Annotated in this window: 16 protein-coding genes and 1 pseudogene; 9 read left to right on the top strand and 8 right to left on the bottom strand. The window is 41.2% G+C overall.

What is annotated here, in order from left to right:
• Nucleotides 1–26 precede the first annotated feature (26 nt).
• Nucleotides 27–858: pseudogene (locus NSMS1_RS12430) on the top strand (IS982 family transposase).
• A 336-nt stretch (nucleotides 859–1,194) separates the two neighbouring features.
• Here NSMS1_RS12430 and NSMS1_RS12425 read toward each other — a convergent pair.
• The 3 genes from NSMS1_RS12425 to NSMS1_RS12415 form a co-directional block, all read right to left on the bottom strand.
• Nucleotides 1,195–1,629: a GlcG/HbpS family heme-binding protein gene (locus tag NSMS1_RS12425; protein WP_224093534.1), complete on the bottom strand. Its 435-nt coding sequence runs from the start codon at nucleotides 1,627–1,629 to the stop codon at nucleotides 1,195–1,197.
• A gap of 24 nt (nucleotides 1,630–1,653) precedes the next feature.
• Nucleotides 1,654–2,751, bottom strand: a complete 1,098-nt coding sequence (locus NSMS1_RS12420; protein ID WP_224093532.1) for an LLM class flavin-dependent oxidoreductase — start codon at nucleotides 2,749–2,751, stop codon at nucleotides 1,654–1,656.
• A 135-nt stretch (nucleotides 2,752–2,886) separates the two neighbouring features.
• Nucleotides 2,887–3,666: a class II aldolase/adducin family protein gene (locus NSMS1_RS12415; protein WP_224093530.1), complete on the bottom strand. Its 780-nt coding sequence runs from the start codon at nucleotides 3,664–3,666 to the stop codon at nucleotides 2,887–2,889.
• Between the two features lie 853 nt (nucleotides 3,667–4,519).
• Between NSMS1_RS12415 and NSMS1_RS12410 the strand changes: the two genes are divergently transcribed.
• On the top strand, nucleotides 4,520–5,719 hold the full coding sequence (locus NSMS1_RS12410; protein ID WP_224093529.1) for an acyl-CoA dehydrogenase family protein: 1,200 nt from the start codon (nucleotides 4,520–4,522) through the stop codon (nucleotides 5,717–5,719).
• An 87-nt stretch (nucleotides 5,720–5,806) separates the two neighbouring features.
• On the opposite strand, the gene NSMS1_RS12405 is transcribed toward NSMS1_RS12410, so the two are convergent.
• The 5 genes from NSMS1_RS12405 to NSMS1_RS12385 all read right to left on the bottom strand — a co-directional run bounded on the left by NSMS1_RS12405 (nucleotide 5,807) and on the right by NSMS1_RS12385 (nucleotide 12,078).
• Nucleotides 5,807–6,754: a D-2-hydroxyacid dehydrogenase gene (locus NSMS1_RS12405; protein ID WP_224093528.1), complete on the bottom strand. Its 948-nt coding sequence runs from the start codon at nucleotides 6,752–6,754 to the stop codon at nucleotides 5,807–5,809.
• Between the two features lie 248 nt (nucleotides 6,755–7,002).
• Nucleotides 7,003–7,773, bottom strand: a complete 771-nt coding sequence (locus NSMS1_RS12400) for an ATP-binding cassette domain-containing protein (RefSeq protein ID WP_224093525.1) — start codon at nucleotides 7,771–7,773, stop codon at nucleotides 7,003–7,005.
• Between the two features lie 152 nt (nucleotides 7,774–7,925).
• A complete protein-coding gene (gene ssuC / locus NSMS1_RS12395) occupies nucleotides 7,926–8,753 on the bottom strand; it encodes an aliphatic sulfonate ABC transporter permease SsuC (protein WP_224093519.1) in 828 nt (275 codons plus the stop codon).
• A complete protein-coding gene (gene ssuD / locus NSMS1_RS12390) occupies nucleotides 8,750–9,910 on the bottom strand; it encodes an FMNH2-dependent alkanesulfonate monooxygenase (protein WP_224093515.1) in 1,161 nt (386 codons plus the stop codon). The genes ssuC and ssuD overlap by 4 nt, the downstream gene beginning before the upstream one ends.
• A gap of 395 nt (nucleotides 9,911–10,305) precedes the next feature.
• Nucleotides 10,306–12,078: an iron uptake porin gene (locus tag NSMS1_RS12385; RefSeq protein WP_224093513.1), complete on the bottom strand. Its 1,773-nt coding sequence runs from the start codon at nucleotides 12,076–12,078 to the stop codon at nucleotides 10,306–10,308.
• A gap of 998 nt (nucleotides 12,079–13,076) precedes the next feature.
• Here NSMS1_RS12385 and NSMS1_RS12380 point away from each other — a divergent pair.
• From NSMS1_RS12380 to NSMS1_RS12350, 7 genes are all read left to right on the top strand, one after another.
• Entirely contained in the window at nucleotides 13,077–14,702 is a 1,626-nt protein-coding gene (locus NSMS1_RS12380) for an FAD-dependent oxidoreductase (RefSeq protein WP_224093511.1), read from the top strand.
• Nucleotides 14,703–14,761: 59 nt separating this feature from the next.
• Entirely contained in the window at nucleotides 14,762–15,091 is a 330-nt protein-coding gene (locus NSMS1_RS12375) for a ferredoxin family protein (RefSeq protein WP_224093510.1), read from the top strand.
• Between the two features lie 20 nt (nucleotides 15,092–15,111).
• On the top strand, nucleotides 15,112–16,212 hold the full coding sequence (locus NSMS1_RS12370) for an ABC transporter substrate-binding protein (RefSeq protein WP_224093509.1): 1,101 nt from the start codon (nucleotides 15,112–15,114) through the stop codon (nucleotides 16,210–16,212).
• A 177-nt stretch (nucleotides 16,213–16,389) separates the two neighbouring features.
• Complete coding sequence (locus NSMS1_RS12365) at nucleotides 16,390–17,571, top strand: acyl-CoA dehydrogenase family protein (protein ID WP_224093507.1); 1,182 nt, start codon at nucleotides 16,390–16,392, stop codon at nucleotides 17,569–17,571.
• Between the two features lie 164 nt (nucleotides 17,572–17,735).
• Complete coding sequence (locus NSMS1_RS12360) at nucleotides 17,736–18,557, top strand: class I SAM-dependent methyltransferase (RefSeq protein ID WP_224093505.1); 822 nt, start codon at nucleotides 17,736–17,738, stop codon at nucleotides 18,555–18,557.
• A 111-nt stretch (nucleotides 18,558–18,668) separates the two neighbouring features.
• A complete protein-coding gene (locus NSMS1_RS12355) occupies nucleotides 18,669–19,778 on the top strand; it encodes an aliphatic sulfonate ABC transporter substrate-binding protein (protein WP_224093503.1) in 1,110 nt (369 codons plus the stop codon).
• Between the two features lie 216 nt (nucleotides 19,779–19,994).
• Nucleotides 19,995–20,513, top strand: coding sequence for a hypothetical protein (locus NSMS1_RS12350; protein WP_224093501.1), 519 nt, complete (start codon nucleotides 19,995–19,997; stop codon nucleotides 20,511–20,513).
• Nucleotides 20,514–20,515 lie beyond the last annotated feature (2 nt).

Raw genomic sequence — 20,515 nt, 5'->3', positions numbered from 1 at the left:
ATCATTACAAAATCAGGGTCTCGGCTATGTCTACTATTGTATCTCGCCTCGATATTACACAAGTATTCTGTGATGTAGATGATTTCTGTAAACAGTGGGAACAGTTATGGCAAGTGATCCCACAGCTACCATCGATAACAGGAGAACGTCGTAGTCGCTCAAGGATGAGCATATCGGAAGTGATGACAATAGTCATTGCCTTTCATGGTAGTGGATATCGAACATTTATTGATGCCGTGGTGCTTAATGCTGTTGTGCTGCTTTTTGCATACAAGGACAGGAGAAATTACGGGAATTAGTTTTATTGATTCAACGCCTATTAATGTGTGCCATAATTGCCGCGCCCATGCACATAAAGTATTTAAAGGATTAGTAAATTGGGGCAAAAACTCGGTCGGTTGGCACTTCGGATTCAAACTTCATTTGATAATTAATGACCAAGGTGAATTGTTGGCATTTAAATTAACTTCTGCCAACGTAGATGACCGCAAGCCAGTGCCAGAAATGACTGAGGATTTGATTGGCAAACTGTTTGGTGACCGAGGATATGTTTCACAAAAATTATTTGAAGAGTTATACGAACGAGGTTTAGAGCTAATTACTAAATCCAAGAAAAACATGAAAAATCGCTTGGTCAAGTTGCTTGATAAAATTTTGTTACGTAAACGAGCAGTCATTGAATCAGTGAATGACCATCTCAAAAATATTTGTCAAATAGAACACTCTCGACATCGTAGTCCACTTAACTTTTTGGTTAATTTAATGGCAGGCTTGGCAGCTTATACTTATTTGCCTAAAAAACCATCTATTGATATTTATCCAAAAGACTTGCCTGCTCTACCTCCTGCCATTTTTTAGCTCCGTCGAACTCACGTCTATTTACTTCTCTGTAGCCAAACTCAGTCCAGTATTTCAAAGTAGCTTCAATATCTTTTGAGCCAACACAATTTTCAAAAATGCCGCTAATCATAAAAGTTATTAGTCATTGGTCATTAGTCATTAGTCCATAGTCATTAGTTATTCTCCTCGGCTCCTCTGCATTTTCATTCCCCTTTTATTCAAATAGAAAAACTCACCAAATACTGATGATATGCAGGTATTTTGGTGAGAATTTAGCTAGGGGAGTTGAAACTTGGGGAAAAAGAACCGGGTAAGGGAGATAAAATATGCCCAAAACCCGATGTGACACTGAGGTTAATCTATGGGGTCTGCACCAATGGCACTGAGAGCGGCTTTAGCTATGACTATATCTTGGTCGGTAGTCCCACCACCAACACCAATGGCTCCTACATGAACGCCACCAAAACGAATAGGCAAACCGCCACCAAGGTTAGTTAATAAATTGCCTGATGCTAAAGGTAAAGCTACAGCCAAGTTATCAGAAAATGTGCCAGTAGGGCGACGAATCGAAGCCGATGTTTGGGCTTTGCGTTTGCTGGTTTCGACGCTGTGAGGCGTTGCTCCATCACCTTGCACAAAAGCAACTAAAGTCAGTAGTGAGTTGTAAACAGCGATGGATACACCAACGCCTAAATTCTGACTCTCTTTTAACCCTGCTTTAACTGCGGTCAATGCAGTATCAACAGTAATTAACTCAACGGTTCTAGTAGGCGTAGATGTTTGTACCATAATTCCTATTTGTTACGAATTAGCCTAACCAACTGCTACAGCTTGCCGTTCGCGTCGTGCTACCTCTGCACGTACCAGAGGAATTACCTCACGTCCATAGTCAATGGCATCTTGTAAAGGATCAAAACCACGAACTAAAAGTGTCGTCACACCTGCGTCGTAGTAATCAACCAAAGCTTCAGCAACTTGTTCTGGTGTACCAACTAAAGCAGTAGTGTTACCTGCTGCACCTGTGGCGGCGGCTATCGGTGTCCACAAGCGCTTATCGTAGACTTCACTATTTGCCGCGAAATCTAGTAACCGTTGTGAACCTACAGCCTGTGGTCTAGCTGCGGGAGCTACTTTCACCCCTCCCCGTAATTCTTGAATACGTGCCAAGATGTTGTGTGCTTTTTCCCACGCCTCTTGTTCGGTTTTACCAAGAATAGGTCTAAGAGAAACGCTAAAGCGAATAGAACGACCAGGAAGTAAAGCAGCTTTGACTTGGGCTATACGTTCTTTAACAGCCGCAATTGGTTCACCCCAGAGAGCATAAACGTTACTGTGCTTGGCTCCTACTGTCACAGCTGGGCCAGATGCACCACCAAAGTAAATAGGAATGTGGGGCTTTTGTAGAGGTTTGACGGCAGAGAAAGCATCTTTGACGCGGTAAAATTCGCCTTCGTAATCGAATGGTGTATCGCTTGTCCAGACACGACGGACGATTTCTAGATACTCATCAGTGCGGCGGTAGCGGTTATCATGGTCTAACCAATCACCGTCTTTTTGTTGGTCAGCATCACTACCACCAGTAATGATATGTATGGCAATGCGACCGTTAGTAAAGTGGTCTAGGGTTGCTGCCTTACGCGCCGCGAGAGTAGGAGCAACAAACCCCGGTCTATGAGCAATCAAAAAGCCTAAACGCTCTGTAGCCGCAGCCGCAAAACTAGCAACTGTCAAACCATCAGGGCTACTAGAACTATAACCAATTAATACTTTGTCAAAGTCGCCATCTTCGTGCGCTTTGGCAAACTCACGCACATAAGCAGGGTCAATAATATCATCGCCTAAGCTACCAGTAGGGCTATTCAACTCTGAAGCAGGCTTTGTCCGAATCAATCCAATAAACTCGACTGGCACGATTAATTCTCCTGTGAAGTGAGATTGGGGAGTGAGGGGAGATGAGGGAAAGGGGGAAGATGAGGAAGATGAGGGAGAATAATTAATGACTGTTAACTATGGACTATGGACTAATAACTAATGACTAATGACCAATTAATCTAATAAATCTGGTTGGTCGTGGGTGATTTCATCCCATAGGTATTGAAAGCTGCCCCAGCCGGCTTTGTGTGTGCCTGCACGTTGTTGCAGATTTAGGGCGATGTCGTGGTTAATGATAACGGGTTTACCTGCTGCTTCTGCTAGTAACTGGGCTTTACAGGTATCTTCTAATCTGATGTACCACCAGGCAGCTTCGTCTACGCTGTGTCCTACAGTTAATATACCGTGGTTGCGGAGGATGATGGCTTTGCGATCGCCTAACGCCTCAGCAATACGTTTGCCTTCACTTGTCTCTAAAACCACTCCTTGATAGTCGTCAAATAAGGCATGATCTTGATAAAAAGCACAGGAGTCTTGGGTTATGGGATCGAGCAGGCGACCTAGAGAAGACCAAGTTTTTCCATAGAATGAATGAGCGTGAGCCGCCGCAACTATATCTGGTCTAGCTTCGTGAATTTGCGAGTGAATGGCAAAAGCTGCTTGGCTCACGTTGCCTTCACCTTGAATAACTTCACCGTCACGGTTGACTAATATCAAGTTGGAAACTCGAATCCGGCTAAAGTGTAAGCCAAAAGGGTTAACCCAAAAATGATCTGTCAGTTCAGGATCACGAGCTGTAATATGTCCTGCTAAACCTTGAGCAAAACCCAAACGGGCAAATACTCTAAACGCTGCTGCTAAACGTTCTTTGCGATGACGACGTTCTGTCTCAATTGAAACAAAGGTGGGTTGTTGGAAGGGGTTGCTAGGACGTATGGGGGAAGCTTGCACCATGATTTTCAACTCCTATATATAAATAGGTCTAGTTCAACAATGGACAATTAACAATTGACAATTACCTTTCAGGAGGTAGTGGAAGGATTGGAGAATAGGAACTTTTTTATTTTTTCCTTGAAAGGAGAGGTTTAAAGCCTTGAATGAAACAATTGTCAATTGCTAATTATCAATTGATAAAACAAAGTTATGGGCTGTATTCATCAATATGAATGTTTTGGCAGATTCTTTTGCTGCAACTGTGCAATATTCTAGAAGTTTGTAACAAAATCTGGCAGGAAGTGTCTAGAATCTTTAGACTGGATTAAATCCAAGACTCTGTTTCGACTCAATCATAAAATTTTGCCTAACTACTGTAAATTGATTGGTTTACCGTAGTTTTACAAATTAAAAAGTACCACAAATTAATTGAATAAGCAAGCTGAAGATAATTGCATAGAACATAAAATTTGTCTTCAATGGCTGAAATGTAGTGGAAATCTGGTTACTAACATAATAAAGAAAGATTAAGTTTAAGGTCGCCTGAGTTATGGGCTGACTTTAAGCTGAGTACTTCACAGCTATGGTTAGGTGTGTCATAGTTAGTGATACTAACTAAATTCAGTAAACCCATAAGTTTTTAGTACTATCTAGTTCAGGCTGAAAATAAATTGCGATAGGCTATGGTGGGGCTTAGGCGATCGCTAGAATATCTACAACAGTTTGACTAAAGTAAATTATCTGTACATTCGCTGCATAGTTGCAATTTGTCAGAATTGATAAGTATTTTCATTAGCAGTTTAAGTAGAAATTACTTTCAAAATATTGATATAGCCAATACAGAAATTATCAAAGTAAATGTCTAGGAGTGGATATGACACCTTTAGAACAATTAGTAGCAAATGCCTCAACTACTAAAGAATGGGAAAGTAGCACTACCGTTTTTGAGCGAGTTGATACTGTGGCTCAAGATTTTGCTACTCGTGCAGCCATACATGACAAAGAAGCTTCTTTTCCTTTTGAGAATTTTACAGCATTACACGAAGCTGGACTACTTAGCCTGACAATTCCTCGTGAATTAGGGGGTCAAGGTTTTGGGTTAGCTGATACTTGCAAAGTCATTGAAGGAGTAGCCCGTGGTGATGCTTCAACGGCGCTAGTTTTGACGATGCACTATCTGCAACACGCCCATGCTTCTCGCCATCGTCGCTGGCATTCAGAATTATACAAACGCTTATGCCGCGAGTCTATAGAGGGTATTGCTTTGCTCAATGCGGCGCGTGTGGAACCAGAGTTAGGTACGCCAGCTAGAGGCGGCTTACCAGCAACATTTGCAGAGCTTACAGCCGAGGGTTGGCGGTTAACAGGACATAAGCAGTACACAACTGGTAGCCCCATACTACGTTACTTTGTGGTTTGGGCCAGAACCATTGAAGACGAACCCCAAGTTGGTAGTTTTTTAGTTCCCCGCGACTTACCCGGTTTGCAAATTGTGGAAACTTGGGATCATTTGGGAATGAGAGCTACAGGTAGCCATGATTTAATTTTGGAAAATGTCTTAATTCCTCACGAGTATGCTTTAAATCTGAGTCCTGTATCAGTATCTCAACCTATAGACCCCTTAATTTCCACTTGGGGTAGTTTAACTATCAGCGCTTTGTATCAAGGCGTAGCTACTAGCGCTCGTAACTGGTTAGTGGAATATCTGAATGAGCGCACACCTTCTAATTTAGGTGAACCTTTGGCAAGTTTACCACGCTTTCAAATTGCGATCGGCGAAATAGAAGCTTTGCTATTTGCTAACCGCAAAATTATTTACAGTTTGGCACAAGAGATTGATAACAATGAATATGAGTCTAATATAGGGCTACAAGCGCAAGCTGTGAAATATCTCACAACTAAAAATTCAATTCAGGCTGTAGAAATTGGCTTAGAACTAACTGGAAATCCTGGTTTGATGAAAAAGAATCCTTTAGAAAGACATTATCGTGATGTTTTGTGTAGCCGTATTCATACGCCACAAAATGATGTGATTTGTCAGTCTTTGGGTAAGTCAGCTTTGAAAGTTAATTAATACCTGTTTGATGCCTTTGTGTTTGGTGATTTTAACCACAGAGGCATAGAGTGTATTCTAATTTGTCATGGAAATTTTGAATTGGTATTAATATCCTGCCTGTTTATCTACTACATTACGTAAGGGCTGATTAGTAATATAGCGGTGGAAATTATCAATAAATAGTTCTATAGAACGCTGTTTTACTCTTGGGGAATGACCGGAACAGTGAGGTGTAATGAAGAGGTTTGGCACTGTCCACAAAGGGCTATCAGATGATAGAGGTTCATTAATTACTGTGTCTAAAGCTGCGCCTGCAATCCAACCTTCTGTGACTGCTTTAATTAAGGCAGGTTCATCAACAACAGCACCACGGGCAATATTAATTAAATAAGCATGACGAGGTAGCGATCGCAAAGCTGCTTCATCAATTAAACCTTTGGTTTCTGGGGTGAGGGGAGTAGCAACTACTACATAGTCGGCTTCGCTAAGGTGCGATCGCCATTCATCCGCACCGACTACTTTGTCGAAATTGGGTAGTGGTTCGGGTTTGCGGCGGCTACCAATTACTCTTGTACCGAAGGCTTTAGCGCGAGATGCGATCGCTTGACCGATACCACCAGCACCGATAATTAGTATAGTTGCATCTGTTAATTCTTGAATAGCAAAGCCTCTTTGCCAGCGACGTTCAGTTTGTAGCGCGTGTAATTCTGGTAAGTGTTTGGCGTGAGAGAGAATGTAAGCAATGACAAATTCAGCGATGGGAATTGCGTGGACTCCTGCACCATTTGTCAAGATGAGATCGCGTTCCAAATAAGTAGGTGTCAAAATATGGTTTACACCAGCATTAGGTGCATGATGCCAACGTAAATTAGGAGCAGATTCTAACACTCTATGTAAAACTGGGCTTTTGAGAAAGAACCAACTGAGATAAATTTCTGCATCACTAGCATCACCATCAAGCTTGCCATCACTATCAACTAATACCACTTTTGTATCAGATGGTAGATGAGGCTCAATTTCCGCAGCGACTTCGATGGGCAAAATGAGTTTCATATAGACTCTTTCTCCTAGTGGCAGAGTTTTTAGGAAAAGCTTTTTTAATGTAGATTCAATAACAACTTTTATCTCAAGCGTTTGGCAACGCTCTGTTTACGCCAGAGTTCGTTGACTAACGCACACACTCATACTATCAAACTCTCTATTTTTGTAGAGATGCCTTATGTACAATGATAGGTTATTGATAGTTTGAGGTTAATGTGAAAATTCTTAGGCGTAGAGTTAATGGCATGAAGTCCTGAATTTTAGCTACTCAATTGTAATAACTGCTTGTTGGCATAACCGTTTTCTGTATTCATTACCTTTTCCAACACAGCTTCTCTAATATTAACAAATGCTTCGCTGGCTCTATCTCTGGGGCGTGGTAAATCTACAGGCAAATCTAGCGCAATTCCACCCTCTTCAATGACTACTATTCTGTCAGCTAGTGCCACGGCTTCTTCTACATCGTGGGTAACTAAAAACGCTGTAAATCCTCGCTCTAGCCACAAGTTTTCAATTAACTGCTGCATTTCTAAACGAGTCAAAGCATCTAACGCGCCTAGAGGTTCATCAAGCAACAACAAACGGGGCTGATTCACTAAAGCTCTTGCTAAGGATACTCTTTGGCGTTGTCCTCCAGAAAGTACAGATGGCCATTCTTTGGCTCTAGCTTTAAGTCCGACTTTTTCTAATGCCCACAAGGCTTTTTCTTGCCAGTTGTCATGCAAACCTAAACCTACATTATCAATCACACTTTTCCAAGGTAACAGGCGCGAATCTTGAAACATTACCCGCAGAGAATCACCAAGCTTACGCAATGGCTCTCCATCTAGTAAGATACCACCGCTATTTGGTCTATCTAAACCTGAAACTAGACGTAATAATGTACTTTTACCGCAACCACTACGACCGACAATAGCAACAAACTCTCCCGGAGGGACTTCTAAATTCAAAGAATTTAAGACCGTTTGTTTGCCAAAAGATTTTGTCAAATCGAGAATGCTGAGTTGTGTGCCTCTTTTATGTGTAACCATTTTCAAAATCTCCTTTTTGGTCATAAAAAATAACTAAGAGTCAGAAAGATTTGCTATCAAACCTTAATAATTTGGAAAAGTATTATGGCTATTTACTCTGCCAATTATTTTGTTTTCTGACTCCTGAGTTATGGTGTATGTGACTTTGACTCTCACTTCAACTGATAATTGGGATTCCATGCCAAGAATTTTTCTTCTAATGTTCTGGCAACAAAATCTGCTAATTTACCCAACAACGCATAAATCACAATACTCAAAACCACTACGTCTGTTTGCATAAATTCACGGGCATTCATCGCCATGTAACCCAGCCCAGAATCAGCAGCAATGGTTTCTGCCACAATTAGTGTCAACCACATAATCCCCAAAGAAAAGCGGACACCGACGAGAATTGAAGATAATGCTCCGGGAAAAATAATATGCCACAAAAGTTGTGGTGTTTTTAATCCATACACTTTTCCCATTTCAATTAATCCGGGGTCAACACTGCGAATACCATGAAATGTGTTCAAGTAAATGGGAAAGAAAACCCCCATTGATACTAGAAATAATCTAGCTTGATCGCCAATACCAAACCACAATATTACTAGGGGAATTAATGCTAGGTTAGGAATAGTACGTAGCATTTGTAAAGAGCTATCCAACAGATTTTCAGCGACACGAGAAAAGCCATTGAGTAATCCTAAAGCAAAGCCAATACTACCACCGATGACAAAGCCCGATATTGCTCTTGCGGCACTAATTCCAATATTTTGGAATAATTCGCCAGTGGAAGCTAGTTTAAACGCTGTGAGTACTACACCGCTTGGTGCTGGCAAGATTCTACTAGAGAGTAATCCTGTTCTAGAAGCAGTTTCCCAAAGTGTGAGAACTAAGATAGGCACAATCCAGGGAACAATTTTCTGAAATTGGCGGCTATTTAGTACCCCACTTAGAGATATATTGTTGTAGCTTTTAGTGTTTTTGAAAGTAATAGTCATGAGGCACTCGTAGTAGCTACTTCTTTGATTTTTTGAGTCAAGTTCTCTTTGCTGGCAAATTCGCTGAAAGGAGTCACAACTGATGATGTGATTGTCGCAGCTTCTTGTTGTAGAGGTAGGCGAGGGAATAGCAATTCTGCGGTACGATAAGCTTCTTCCAGATGGGGATATCCAGAGAAGACAAAGGTATCAATTCCTAATTCTTGATATTCCAACATCCTTGCGGCTACGGTGTCAGGATCACCAACCAGGGCAGTACCAGCACCACCTCTAACTAAGCCAAGTCCTGCCCACAAGTTGGGGCTAATTTCTAGGGCATCGCGTTTACCGTTGTGCAATTGCACCATGCGTTTTTGCCCTTCGGAATCAGAGGTGGCGTAGGCTTGTTGCGCTTTTGCGATCGCCTCATCATCCACATACTTAATTAACTCATTGGCTGCATCCCAAGCTGCCGATGTTGTTTCTCTGACAATAACGTGCAAGCGAATACCAAACCGCACTGTTCTACCTTGTTCGGCGGCCAGCTGGCGCACTTCGGCAATTTTTTCAGCTACCTGTGCAGGTGGTTCACCCCAAGTTAGATAAGTATCGATATGCTTGGCGGCTACTCGTTTCGCGGCTGCTGATGAACCACCAAACCATAACGGTGGATAAGGCTTTTGAATTGGTGGAAACAAAAGCTTCCCACCTTTAATATCCAAGTATTTACCTTGAAAATCAACTGTTTCCCCGCTTACAATACCTCGCCAAACTGCTAAAAATTCATCGGTTAGGTCGTAACGGTCATCATGGCTTAGATGAAGTCCGTCTCCAGCTAGATGTGCTGGATCGCCACCTGTGACAACATTGATCAATAATCTGCCATTTGACATTCTGTCAAAAGTCGCAGCCATTCGCGCCGCCACACCAGGAGAACTAATTCCTGGGCGAATTGCTACCAGAAACTTCATCCTTTTAGTAACAGGAATCAAAGATGCGGCAGTAATCCAAGCATCTTCACAAAAGGGGCCTGTTGGTAATAAAGCGCCTACATAACCTAAGTTATCTACAGCTTGGGCAATTTGCTGTAAATAATCGGGCGTGGCATCGCGTCCGCTAATCTCTGTGCCTAAATAACGTCCGTCACGACTTGTGGGAATAAACCAAAGAATCTGCATTAGTGTCAAGGTATTTAAGGTCTAAAAGTACGGTTATTCGGTCGAGTTACCGTATTTTATAGCCATAGATTTTACATCAAAAATTGTCAAACGGTACTTTTAGTTGATGAAATATAAAAAATTTTCGGTTTTGAAACAGAAAGAACATCTTCAAAAATGATTCTGACACTTTCTTAACCAAAATAGTTGTAGTGGGAAACACAAGTTACTACGGAATAGTCATTAGTTATTAGTTATTCGTTCATAACTAATAGTTAATAGTCCAGAGTTAAAAATACAGGCTTGAGGCTAGGGGTAATCAAGGAAATAAGCGATCGCCATTGGTAAAACAAGTGCGATCGCTTTTGATTAGGAGACAAAAACTTCGCTCAATTAATATTTAGTTCATCAAACTATTAGAAAGAAAAACTAGTTCTGACAGCACCTACCCAAATTGCATCATTAGCACTGTTATGTTCTGGACTAGTAATAACGTAAAAAGTTGGGGTGACAGTAATGTTGTCATTGACTCGGTAGGTGTAGAAAGTTTCTAAATGTAAGGAAGTATCGGGATCTTTTCGGTTCGCTATGGTGTTGCTTGTCGCCTTTGGTGGTACACCAATCACAAATCCAGCCACATTACCTTTTTTCCCAAAGTCTGGCAAGGCAAGGGTAAGCGCACCATTAATAATAGTGGCATCATTTTTAGCTCCACTTTCTTGGTGTGCTTCTGTGTAACCAAACCACCCACCTAGAACTAATTTACGACTAGCCCTCCAGTTAAATTGCACCCCAAAGTTATCGGCGGAGAAGGCATTAGTAGCATTGTTATCAAAGGGACGGAAGGCGTTACGACTACCTGTACCACCAGTCAGGTTCAAACCACTGTTAGCCGTGTAATATTTACGGGTGTAAGTTAAACCTATATCTAGCTGGCGACTTGGTGAAATAGTTAATTGAGCTAAAGCTAAATAACTACCACCGAACAACCCACCAGTTGCCGGGTTAGCGGCCTGAAGAGTGTCTGGTGCAATGTAGCCTGCATTGAGTTGGAACTGATTATTAAACTTATAGGCAAAGGCTAAACCCGCTCCATCAAAACCAGGACGGTAAATAGTAGGGTTAAATGTAGAAAATCGGGAAAGACCACCATTTAAGCCACCAATTGCACCATTTAAGGTAGGGGTAAAGATGGCTGGTTGTAATGCTCTTGGCCCTATCCAAACGGTGGTATTCGCACCCAAGGGAAAACGATAAGTTAATTGGCTGATAAAAGTTCCTACAGTTCCATCTGAATCAAAGGTAAAACGGATCATGTTGGTTCCCGTTGAAGCACTCAAGTTAGGAATATTGTTACCAGCCGTGAGCAAGGTTGATAGCTGGTCTCTACCAGTAAAGCTCGTTTGCAGGTTAAGGCGGGCGCGGTAGCCGAAAAAGGTATTGGTATTATCTTTTGTATCATTGGCTGGGGTATTATTGGCGCGATTACCTACGGTAGGGCGTAGCCCATCGCCAAAAGTATCACCAACCACAAAGATGGCATCCCCCACTAATTTAGTAGTAGTGGAAAATTGCTGGGCTTCTACTCTAGCAGTCCGAGTTTCTAAAGTATCGACTCTTCCCCGCAATGTAGCTAATTCTCCTGCAAATTGTTCTCGCAGTTTTTGTAAGGTAGCTAAATCTTCTTTACGTACCAAATCTGCTGTATTGGTAGCGATGAGTTCGTTGAGCCTATCTAAAGCAGCATTTAACCCAGCCGCAAATTCATACCGTGTGAGGGCGCGATTACCTTTGAATGTCCCATCTGGATATCCCGCTATCACCCCGTAACGCTCTACTAAGGACTGCAAAGCACCAAACGCCCAGTCTGATGGATTAACATCAGATAATTGGGAGACAGATGTTACTTGTCCGGTTAAGTCTTGGTTGTTGCTATTTGTTAACTGAGTAACTGGAATCTCGGCTGTTTGTTGGTTAGCTTCAGGCGTTTTTTCTAGCTCTACATTGCTGAGTGGTTCCTGAGCAATTGTTGTAACATTATCTTTAGTTTTTGATAAAGAGTTTTGTAATTGATTTCTTGCAGGTGATGTTGTTGGTACTTCAGCAGCATTTCCCACTAAAGATATAATCAAAAAACTACTAACAAAAGTTGGAATTACTAAGACATAGTTCCAAATAAACTTAGACATTGGGTTGTTCCTCACACAATATAAACTTGATTGCACTGGATAATATTTACGGGATGAAGTAGTTAAAAGACTTTTGTAAAAGAATGAACAACCTGATATGTAGAGCCTGAAAAATATAAAATTTTTCTTAATTTTTCAGGTAGCTGAATTGAGGGCAAGATAACTTCATAAGTAATCAACATTTCAACCAAAAATCTCTTGTTGAATGTAAGTACCCTTGAGACAACGAGCAACTTTATAGTTAGGTAGTTACGTCTTACTTTAGTTTTATGTAGAGTTCATAACACAGAATCATCTGGGGTTGTGTTATGCTTTTTTCAAGCATTCAACAGCATCTTTGCTGTACATATAGCAAATATCTAGTTAACCAAGGTGAAACTTTATCTAAAAACGAGTATTTTAGCGCTTTTAGTTTTGCATCATATCTGCAAACAAACTTACACTTAGGTTATTACTCTACTTTGAAACAAAGTCTCCGGCTCACTTCATAACCAAAAAATTAAGTAACTGCTAATAAAAAGGTTTTATCTTACTCCCTTGTTCAAGTCAGTTGTTCATAACAATGTCGCCATCATCTTTTGTGTTTGTTACCAAACATTTATGTTTCCTATTCATTGATGGTAACTTTTATTCTTAGTCTGTAATGCTCACAACCATAAAGTACGGTAATTCTATCGAATTTATGTTGTATGTCTATTATTTAGTGATATTTGCACAAGTTAATACAAAACGCAAGTCCCATTTTTAAGAAGGTAATTTAACATAACTTTGCAATTTGTCTTTAAAAACACTTGCTTTTTGCTGGTAACTGTGAAAGACTTTGTTATGTAAAATACGGTAGTTTGGTCAAGTTGCCGTAGATTGTAAATAAATCAAGCTGAGTCTACAGCTAAATCGGGCAAATGCTTACAGCATTGGCTGTAGAGCAAAAGTTAAGCAAACTTTTATAGCAACGGTATCGATAAGCTAAACACTTTTATCGATGGGGGGAATAATTAATGGTGAGTAAGTTAACGACTGATTGGGAAGTTGATCTAGAAACAGATGTGCTAGTGATTGGGGGTGGCCCGGCTGGCACATGGGCAGCATGGAGTGCTGCATCCAGAGGCGCGAAGGTTGTATTGGTAGATAAAGGTTACTGTGGTACAACAGGATGTGCGGCTGCGTCGGGTAATGGGGTTTGGTATGTACCACCGGAACCTCAAGCAAGAGAAGCAGCAATGGCAAGCCGGGAATCCTTGGGTGGATACCTAGCACATCGCCAATGGATGAGGCGCGTACTAGATCAAACTTATACCAGCGTTAACCTTTTAGCAGAGTGGGGTTATCCCTTTCCTACCGATGATGAGGGTAAACCTTATCGGCGATCGCTGCAAGGCCCAGAGTACATGAAACTGATGCGGCGACAAATTAAACGAGCAGGCGTAAAAATTTTAGATAATAGCCCTGCTTTAGAACTTTTGGTCGATGAAACCGGAGTCGTCGCAGGTGCAACAGGAGTCAACCGCCAGACAAATAACCAGTGGCGTGTGCGTGCATTAGCTGTAGTTATTGCCACTGGTGGCTGTGCATTCCTGAGCAAAGCGTTAGGATGTAACGTCCTAACAGGGGATGGTTACTTGATGGCGGCGGAAGCAGGTGCCGAAATGTCGGGGATGGAGTTTTCCAACGCTTACGGCATCTCTCCTGCCTTTTCTTCAGTGACAAAAACCCTGTTTTATAACTGGGCAACCTTCACCTACGAAGATGGTACACCCATTCCCGGCGCAGGTTCCCAACGTGGGCGATCGCTAATTGCCAAAACATTACTCGAACAACCGGTTTACGCCATCATCGACAAAGCCACAGAAGAGATGCGCTCATCAATGCGTTTAGCGCAGCCTAACTTCTTCCTACCCTTCGACCGAGCAGGTATAGATCCCTTTACCCAAAAATTTCCTGTCACCTTACGCTTAGAAGGGACAGTACGCGGCACAGGTGGCATCAGAATTATTGATGAAACCTGTGCAACCTCCGTTAAAGGACTCTATGCAGCCGGAGATGCAGCTACAAGAGAATTGATTTGTGGCGGTTTTACAGGTGGTGGAAGTCACAATGCAGCCTGGGCAATTTCTTCTGGTTATTGGTCTGGTGAATCTGCGGCAGAATATGCCAAAACTTTAGGACATAAAGCCAATCAACGCCAAGTCCAAAGAGTAGGCGAAACCGCATTCCAACCCAGAACAGAACATCCCCATACTTTAGCTACCGATGAAGTCATTCAAGCAGTACAAGCTGAAGTGTTCCCATATGAGCGCAACCTATTCCGTACAGAGCAAGGCTTATTAGATTCACTAGGTAGACTAGATTATCTCTGGCAAGAAGTTAGAGATAGCCAGGTGGAAAATAAACAGCTAATCAGAGCTAGAGAAGCGTCAGCAATGGTAGCTACAGCACGGTGGATGTACAACAGCGCCTTAGAACGCAAAGAAACTCGCGGAATGCACAAACACCAAGACTATCCTCAACAAGATGCTAACCAACAACATCACCTAATTAGTGGTGGTTTAGATCAAGTGTGGGTGAAATCACAACCAATTGAGAAAACAGAAAAAACTCTAATAGGTGCAATTAGTAATTCGTAATTCGCAATACCTACGGTAAAGCTTGATTAATTTTGAATTTCTAAAGTAGGAGTAAGACTGTGATTGAATTGGTCAGTGCGTCGCGGTGTATTAAGTGTAATATCTGCGTCAACATTTGTCCGACAAACGTATTTGACCGTGTACCTGATGCACCACCTGCGATCGCCCGAAAAAGTGATTGCCAAACTTGCTTTATGTGCGAACTATACTGCCCCGTTGACGCTCTTTATGTAGCACCAGAAACTGATCTGCAAACCTCAGTCAACGAGGACGAACTGGCACAAAAAGGATTACTCGGAAGTTATCGAGAAAATATCGGCTGGGGAACAAAACGAGCTTCCACAGCCAAAAATGACCAAACATTCCAAATTCTCAAACAAATGAGATAAATCTGCGGAGAAATATAATCATGCGGTGGTTTGCAGTAGGAACAATAGGAAGAAAGCAGGAGACAGAAGGCAGTAGTGAATTGTTAGCTCCCCCCACTCCCTCATCTCCCCTACTCCCCACTCCCCTAAAATTAGCTGCATGTGTTTTACTACTAATAACTACAGCTTGTAGTCCTAGTAAAACTGAATCGGCTCAGTTTGTTGATAGCAACAAAACTAGTAGCGTGAGTTCTGTTGCTACTCCTAAGCAAACCTCTACACTACGCATAGGTTATGTAGGTAGTGCAGAACCAACAGGGTCATTAGGTTGGGCTAAGAAAACAGGTCTTTTAGACAGAGAACTGCAAAAACTAGGATTTAGAGATATTACCTATGCGCGATTTGTGAACGGGCCGAATCTCAATGAGTCGTTAGTAGCAGGGCAAGTAGATGTAGGCTTTTTAGGTGATACACCAGCTATAGTTCTAAGAGCTAGAGGTGTAGAAACTAGATTGTTAAGAATCAGCCAATATAATACTACTGCCTGGTTAGTAACGAAGAAGAATGGCCCGCTCTCTGTTGCAGATTTGAAAGGAAAGATAGTAGCTACGCAAAAAGGCTCCTATATGCACCGCTATCTATTAGGACTTTTGGATCAGAAGGGACTCTCTAAGGATGTTAAAGTCGTACACTTGTTGAGTACGGAAGCAAAGCCAGCTTTAGAGCGGGGTGATATTGCTGCTTATGCTGCTTCTAGTGATTTAGGTGTTTTTCTTAAATCACAAGGGTTTCCCATAATTGACTCCTCTGGAGATCACCCAGGTCTTTCAGGTACATCATTAGTTGTAGCGACTGAAAAATTTTTAGCTCAACAACCAGATTTTCCGCAAAAGTTAAATGCACTGCTAACGGAAGCTACTAAAGACTTAAAAGCTAACTCACAAGAGTATTATAAATACCACGCTCAGGTAGCTAAATATCCTGTGGAGATTATCAAAACTTCTTTCCCACTCAAGCAAGTATCTGAAGAGCCATTCCCAACAGAGGGTGTGAAACTTGTAGAAGGGACTAAAAAGTTTCTTGTTTCCCAGAATTTAGCCAAGTCCGATTTTCAGTTAGCTGATTGGATAGTTAAGAAATAAGAATTGGATAAATTTTCCATGTTCCATTTCCTCTGTCACTTGTAGAGTGGGCAATGTTAACTCAAAATTCAATAATTTTTAATCTACTTTTGAATTTTGAAAAATTAATATTACACCCACTATACATTTCTGATATCTTCACTTTTTACAAAAATCTACATTAAGGATAGGTTGTTTATGGTACTCAACACTACGCAACCAAAAGATTATATTGATATAGCAGAAGCTTTATCTAAGGAATTAGCACAAACAGCAGTTGAACGAGATATTCAAGCAGGAGTTCCCGAAGCAGAAATCAACAAATTGCGTGAAAGTGGTTTATTATCCTTGATTGTACCTAAGCAATATGGTGGAATTGGTGCAACTTGGATTGATGCTTTAAAAGTAGTGAGAAAGTTATCAAAAGCTGATGGTTCAATTGGTCAGTTGTATGGTAATCATCTCAATCTAACAGCTTTGGGTCATGTTTCTGGAACCCCAGAACAGAAGGAAAAATATTATCGGGAAACTGCTAGAAATAATTTATTTTGGGCAAATGCTATCAATACAAGGGATACAAGATTAAAAATTACGCCTGATGGTGAAAATTATCGCTTGCATGGTGTAAAAAGCTTTGCTACAGGAGTGGCATTAGCTGATTTACGTGTCTTCTCTGCTGTGCAAGACGGTGTAGAAATACCTTTCTTTTTTGTGATTCCTAAAGATAGAGAAGGGTTGGTTTCTAATCAAGATTGGGACAACTTCGGGCAACGTCGGACTGATAGCAGTAGTTTTACTTTTAATAATGTCTTAGTTTACAAAGATGAAATTTTAGGGCCACCCAGTCCCCCTGATAATATTTTTGCAACATTTTTAGGAATTATTGCCCAATTAACCAAGGTTAACGTTTATTTGGGGATTACCAAAGGGGCTTTTGCGGCAGCACGGGAGTATACACAAACAAATACTAAACCTTGGATTACTTCTGGTGTAAAAAGTGCTACACAAGACCCATATATTCTGCATCATTACGGTGAATTTTGGGTAGAATTGCAAGCGGCTATTGGTTTAGCTGACAAAGCTGCTCAACAGGTGCAAGCAGCTTGGGAGAAAGATGTGGCGCTGACTCCAGAAGAAAGAGGAGAAGTGGCGATCGCAGTCTCCGCCGCTAAAGCCCTAGCCACCCGCGTAGGTATAGATATTACCAACCGTATATTTGAAGTCACAGGTACACGCGCCACAGCCACCAAGTATGGCTTTGACCGCTACTGGCGCGACTTACGCACCTTTACCCTCCACGACCCCGTAGACTACAAACTCAAAGATATAGGCAATTGGGTTCTCAATAAAGAATTGCCTGTAGTGACTCAGTATTCCTAAACAGTGCTGAGTAATGAGTGCTGTTAGCGGAAGCGGGGCGTTCAGCCCGTGCTGGGTTATTAGTAGTTAATTTTGAGTTGGTATAAGCTGTCTACTCGCTAACTCGTAGGGTGAACACAATCTAGTGTTCGTCCTACTTATCTAAATTATTTGACCAATGACCAATGACTACAATAAAAACACTTCCAACTTACGACCCGACATTATTTGAGGGTGCAGCTGAGGCTTATGCTCAGTATCGAACCAAATACCCGCCTGTTGTATTTGAAAAATTAGCAGAAATATTTAACCTGAATGGACAAGGACGACTGCTTGATTTAGGTTGTGGGCCTGGATTAATTGCTATTCCTTTCCGCGAGTATTTTGAGGAAGTTGTGGCTGTTGATCCAGACCCAGATATGATCAAAGAAGCTCAACAGCAAGCCGCAGCAGTACAGGCAAATAATATTACTTGGTTAGAGCAAGGTGCAGAACTAATCGATTCCAGTTTAGGCACATTTAAGTTAACTACTGTTGGTAGAGCCTTCCACTGGATGGAGAGAGAACTTGTACTTGAGCGTCTTTATCCATTGCTATCTGATGATGGTGGCATAGCTTTACTCAATACCAATGAAAACCCTTGGGAAAGCCAACTACCTTGGAAACAAGCTGCTATTGGAGTTGTGAAAAAGTGGTTGGGTGAACAACGGCGGACTGGACAAAGAGGACAAGGTGTCCGTAAACCAGTAGACCCACCTCACCAAGTAGTCATCGCTAATTCAGCGTTCGCTCGTCAACAATTCTACGAGGTTCCCTTTGAGAAAAGCTGGACAGTCTCCAGCTACCTTGGCTATTTATACACTACAGCTTTTGCTTTGAAAATTTTCTTTGGTGATAACGCACCAGCATTTGAAGCCGACTTAGAAGAAGCACTATTAACAGTCGAGCCTTCTGGACAGTTCACAGAAGAAATCAAAGTAACAATCTTAGTAGCTTGGAAGCATTAGTTGTTAACAGTTAACATCTAATCAATTTTCAGTCCCTTGAGTCGCCTGGGGTGGATTATATCTGCCCCTCTTCCTAATTTCTTAAAGATTTTGACCACCTATAAGAAACCCATGTCTTTCTCAAAACCAAAATTTCAATTTAAACAAGGTTTAAAAACAACACGCCGTTCGTTGTTATTTATGTTGGGTTATGGCTTAGTGTTATCAACTACGTTATCTAGTTGCAATCAAGCCGAGCAAACAACTCAACAGCCAACGCCTACAACTACTGCTGTTAGTAACGAACAACCAAAAACAGACAAAGTAGTACGGGTAGTTCGTTCTAAACAACTTTCTGCTTTGGCTATTTTAGAAAAACAAGGTTCTTTAGAAAAAAGATTAGCACCTCTGGGTTATAAAGTTGAGTGGGCTGAGTTTGCAGCCGGGCCGCAACAATTGGAAGCCCTTAATGCTAATGGACTTGATATTGCTTCCACAGCAGAATCTCCACCTATTTTTTCTCAAGCCGCAGGTGCGCCTCTTGTTTATCTAGCTACTACTCGTCCTAGTGGTAAAGCAGTTTCACTTATAGTTCCTACAAATTCTCCTATTAAAAGTGTTGCTGATTTGAAAGGCAAAAAAGTTGCTTTTCAAAAAGCATCAATTGGTCATTACCTGTTAGTGAAAGCGTTAGAAAGTGCTGGTTTAAAATTGAGTGATGTGCAGTCGGTTTTTTTACCTCCTCCAGACGCAAATGTAGCATTTAGTCAGGATAAGGTAGATGGTTGGTTTATTTGGGAGCCATTTGTGACCAGAAATGTACAAAATAAAATAGGTCGGGTTTTAGTAGATGGTGGTAGTCTGCGAGATACGGGAAATTTCTACTCAACATCTCGTCAGTTTTATCAAGCAAATCCAGACGTAATCAAAATATTTTTAGAAGAATTAGAAAAAGCTGAACTCTGGACAAAGGATCATCCTAAAGAAGTGGCGCAATTACTTGCACCTGTGACTCAGCTTGATGCAGCTACCTTGGAAATTATGCACAATAAATATGATTATGGCTTGTTGCCAATTACCGAACAAGTAATTAACAAGCAACAAGAAGTCGCTGATAAATGGTACAGTCTGGGATTAATACCGAAGAAGGTGAATGTGAGAGATGGATTTTTAACGCCAGAAGAGTACGCTAAAATTACTCCTTCAGATGTTATTGCTCGTTCCAGCGCTTCTAGGAAATAATTGGCTTACGCATGGAAACGAAAAATCAAAGGTTTTAACAAGGTTTAGGAGTGTAAGGGTGTTGGTGTTTAAAATTATTACATTTTTATACTCCAAACCAATGTTTTAGGTTGGAGGCTAGTAAAACTATAACTTTGTGTCTGACAAAAATCATTAATTCTCTTAAACTGGAACCGTTTAGAAGTTAGCATCCTCGTCACCTTGGTAACAGTTTATATGAATACGATTATATTAAGACCTTTGATCATAGGCGCAAGTATTGTTTTATTACCTGTATTGTCTAACTTACACGCCTTTGCCCAAAATACTTCTCAAAAGATTGAATTAAAAATTTATAGCGAAAACGACCAAAAACAAAGCTGTCCAGATAAAGTGCTTGTTACAGAAAAACCCCAACCTTATAGAGAAGGGAGTTTTAGTACAGATGGTTCTGTTAACCTGAATGCTTATGCTAGTAACGTTTCTGTTGTTAGTAGTAATGAATTTAGTGTTACATGGGTGGGTCAACTCAAACCGAGATATGCTAAGTGTTTGGCATCTGCTGGGATGACTAAGGTTGACGGGGAAAATTACTCTGGGAACATTAATTATTTAAGAATGCACTTTGTTAAAGGTAAGGTTTACTTTATTTTAGATTTGGCAGGCGGCTTTGATCCTAATAATTATCCCTTAGTTGTTCTGAAAAAGGGTTTAAAGAATGGCAATCCTACCTGGACTTGGGGTGGAAGTGACTAAAA

Origin of the sequence: Nostoc sp. MS1, from assembly GCF_019976755.1 — a bacterium.
Lineage (GTDB): Bacteria > Cyanobacteriota > Cyanobacteriia > Cyanobacteriales > Nostocaceae > Trichormus.
This window is presented reverse-complemented; position numbering and strand designations above follow the sequence as displayed.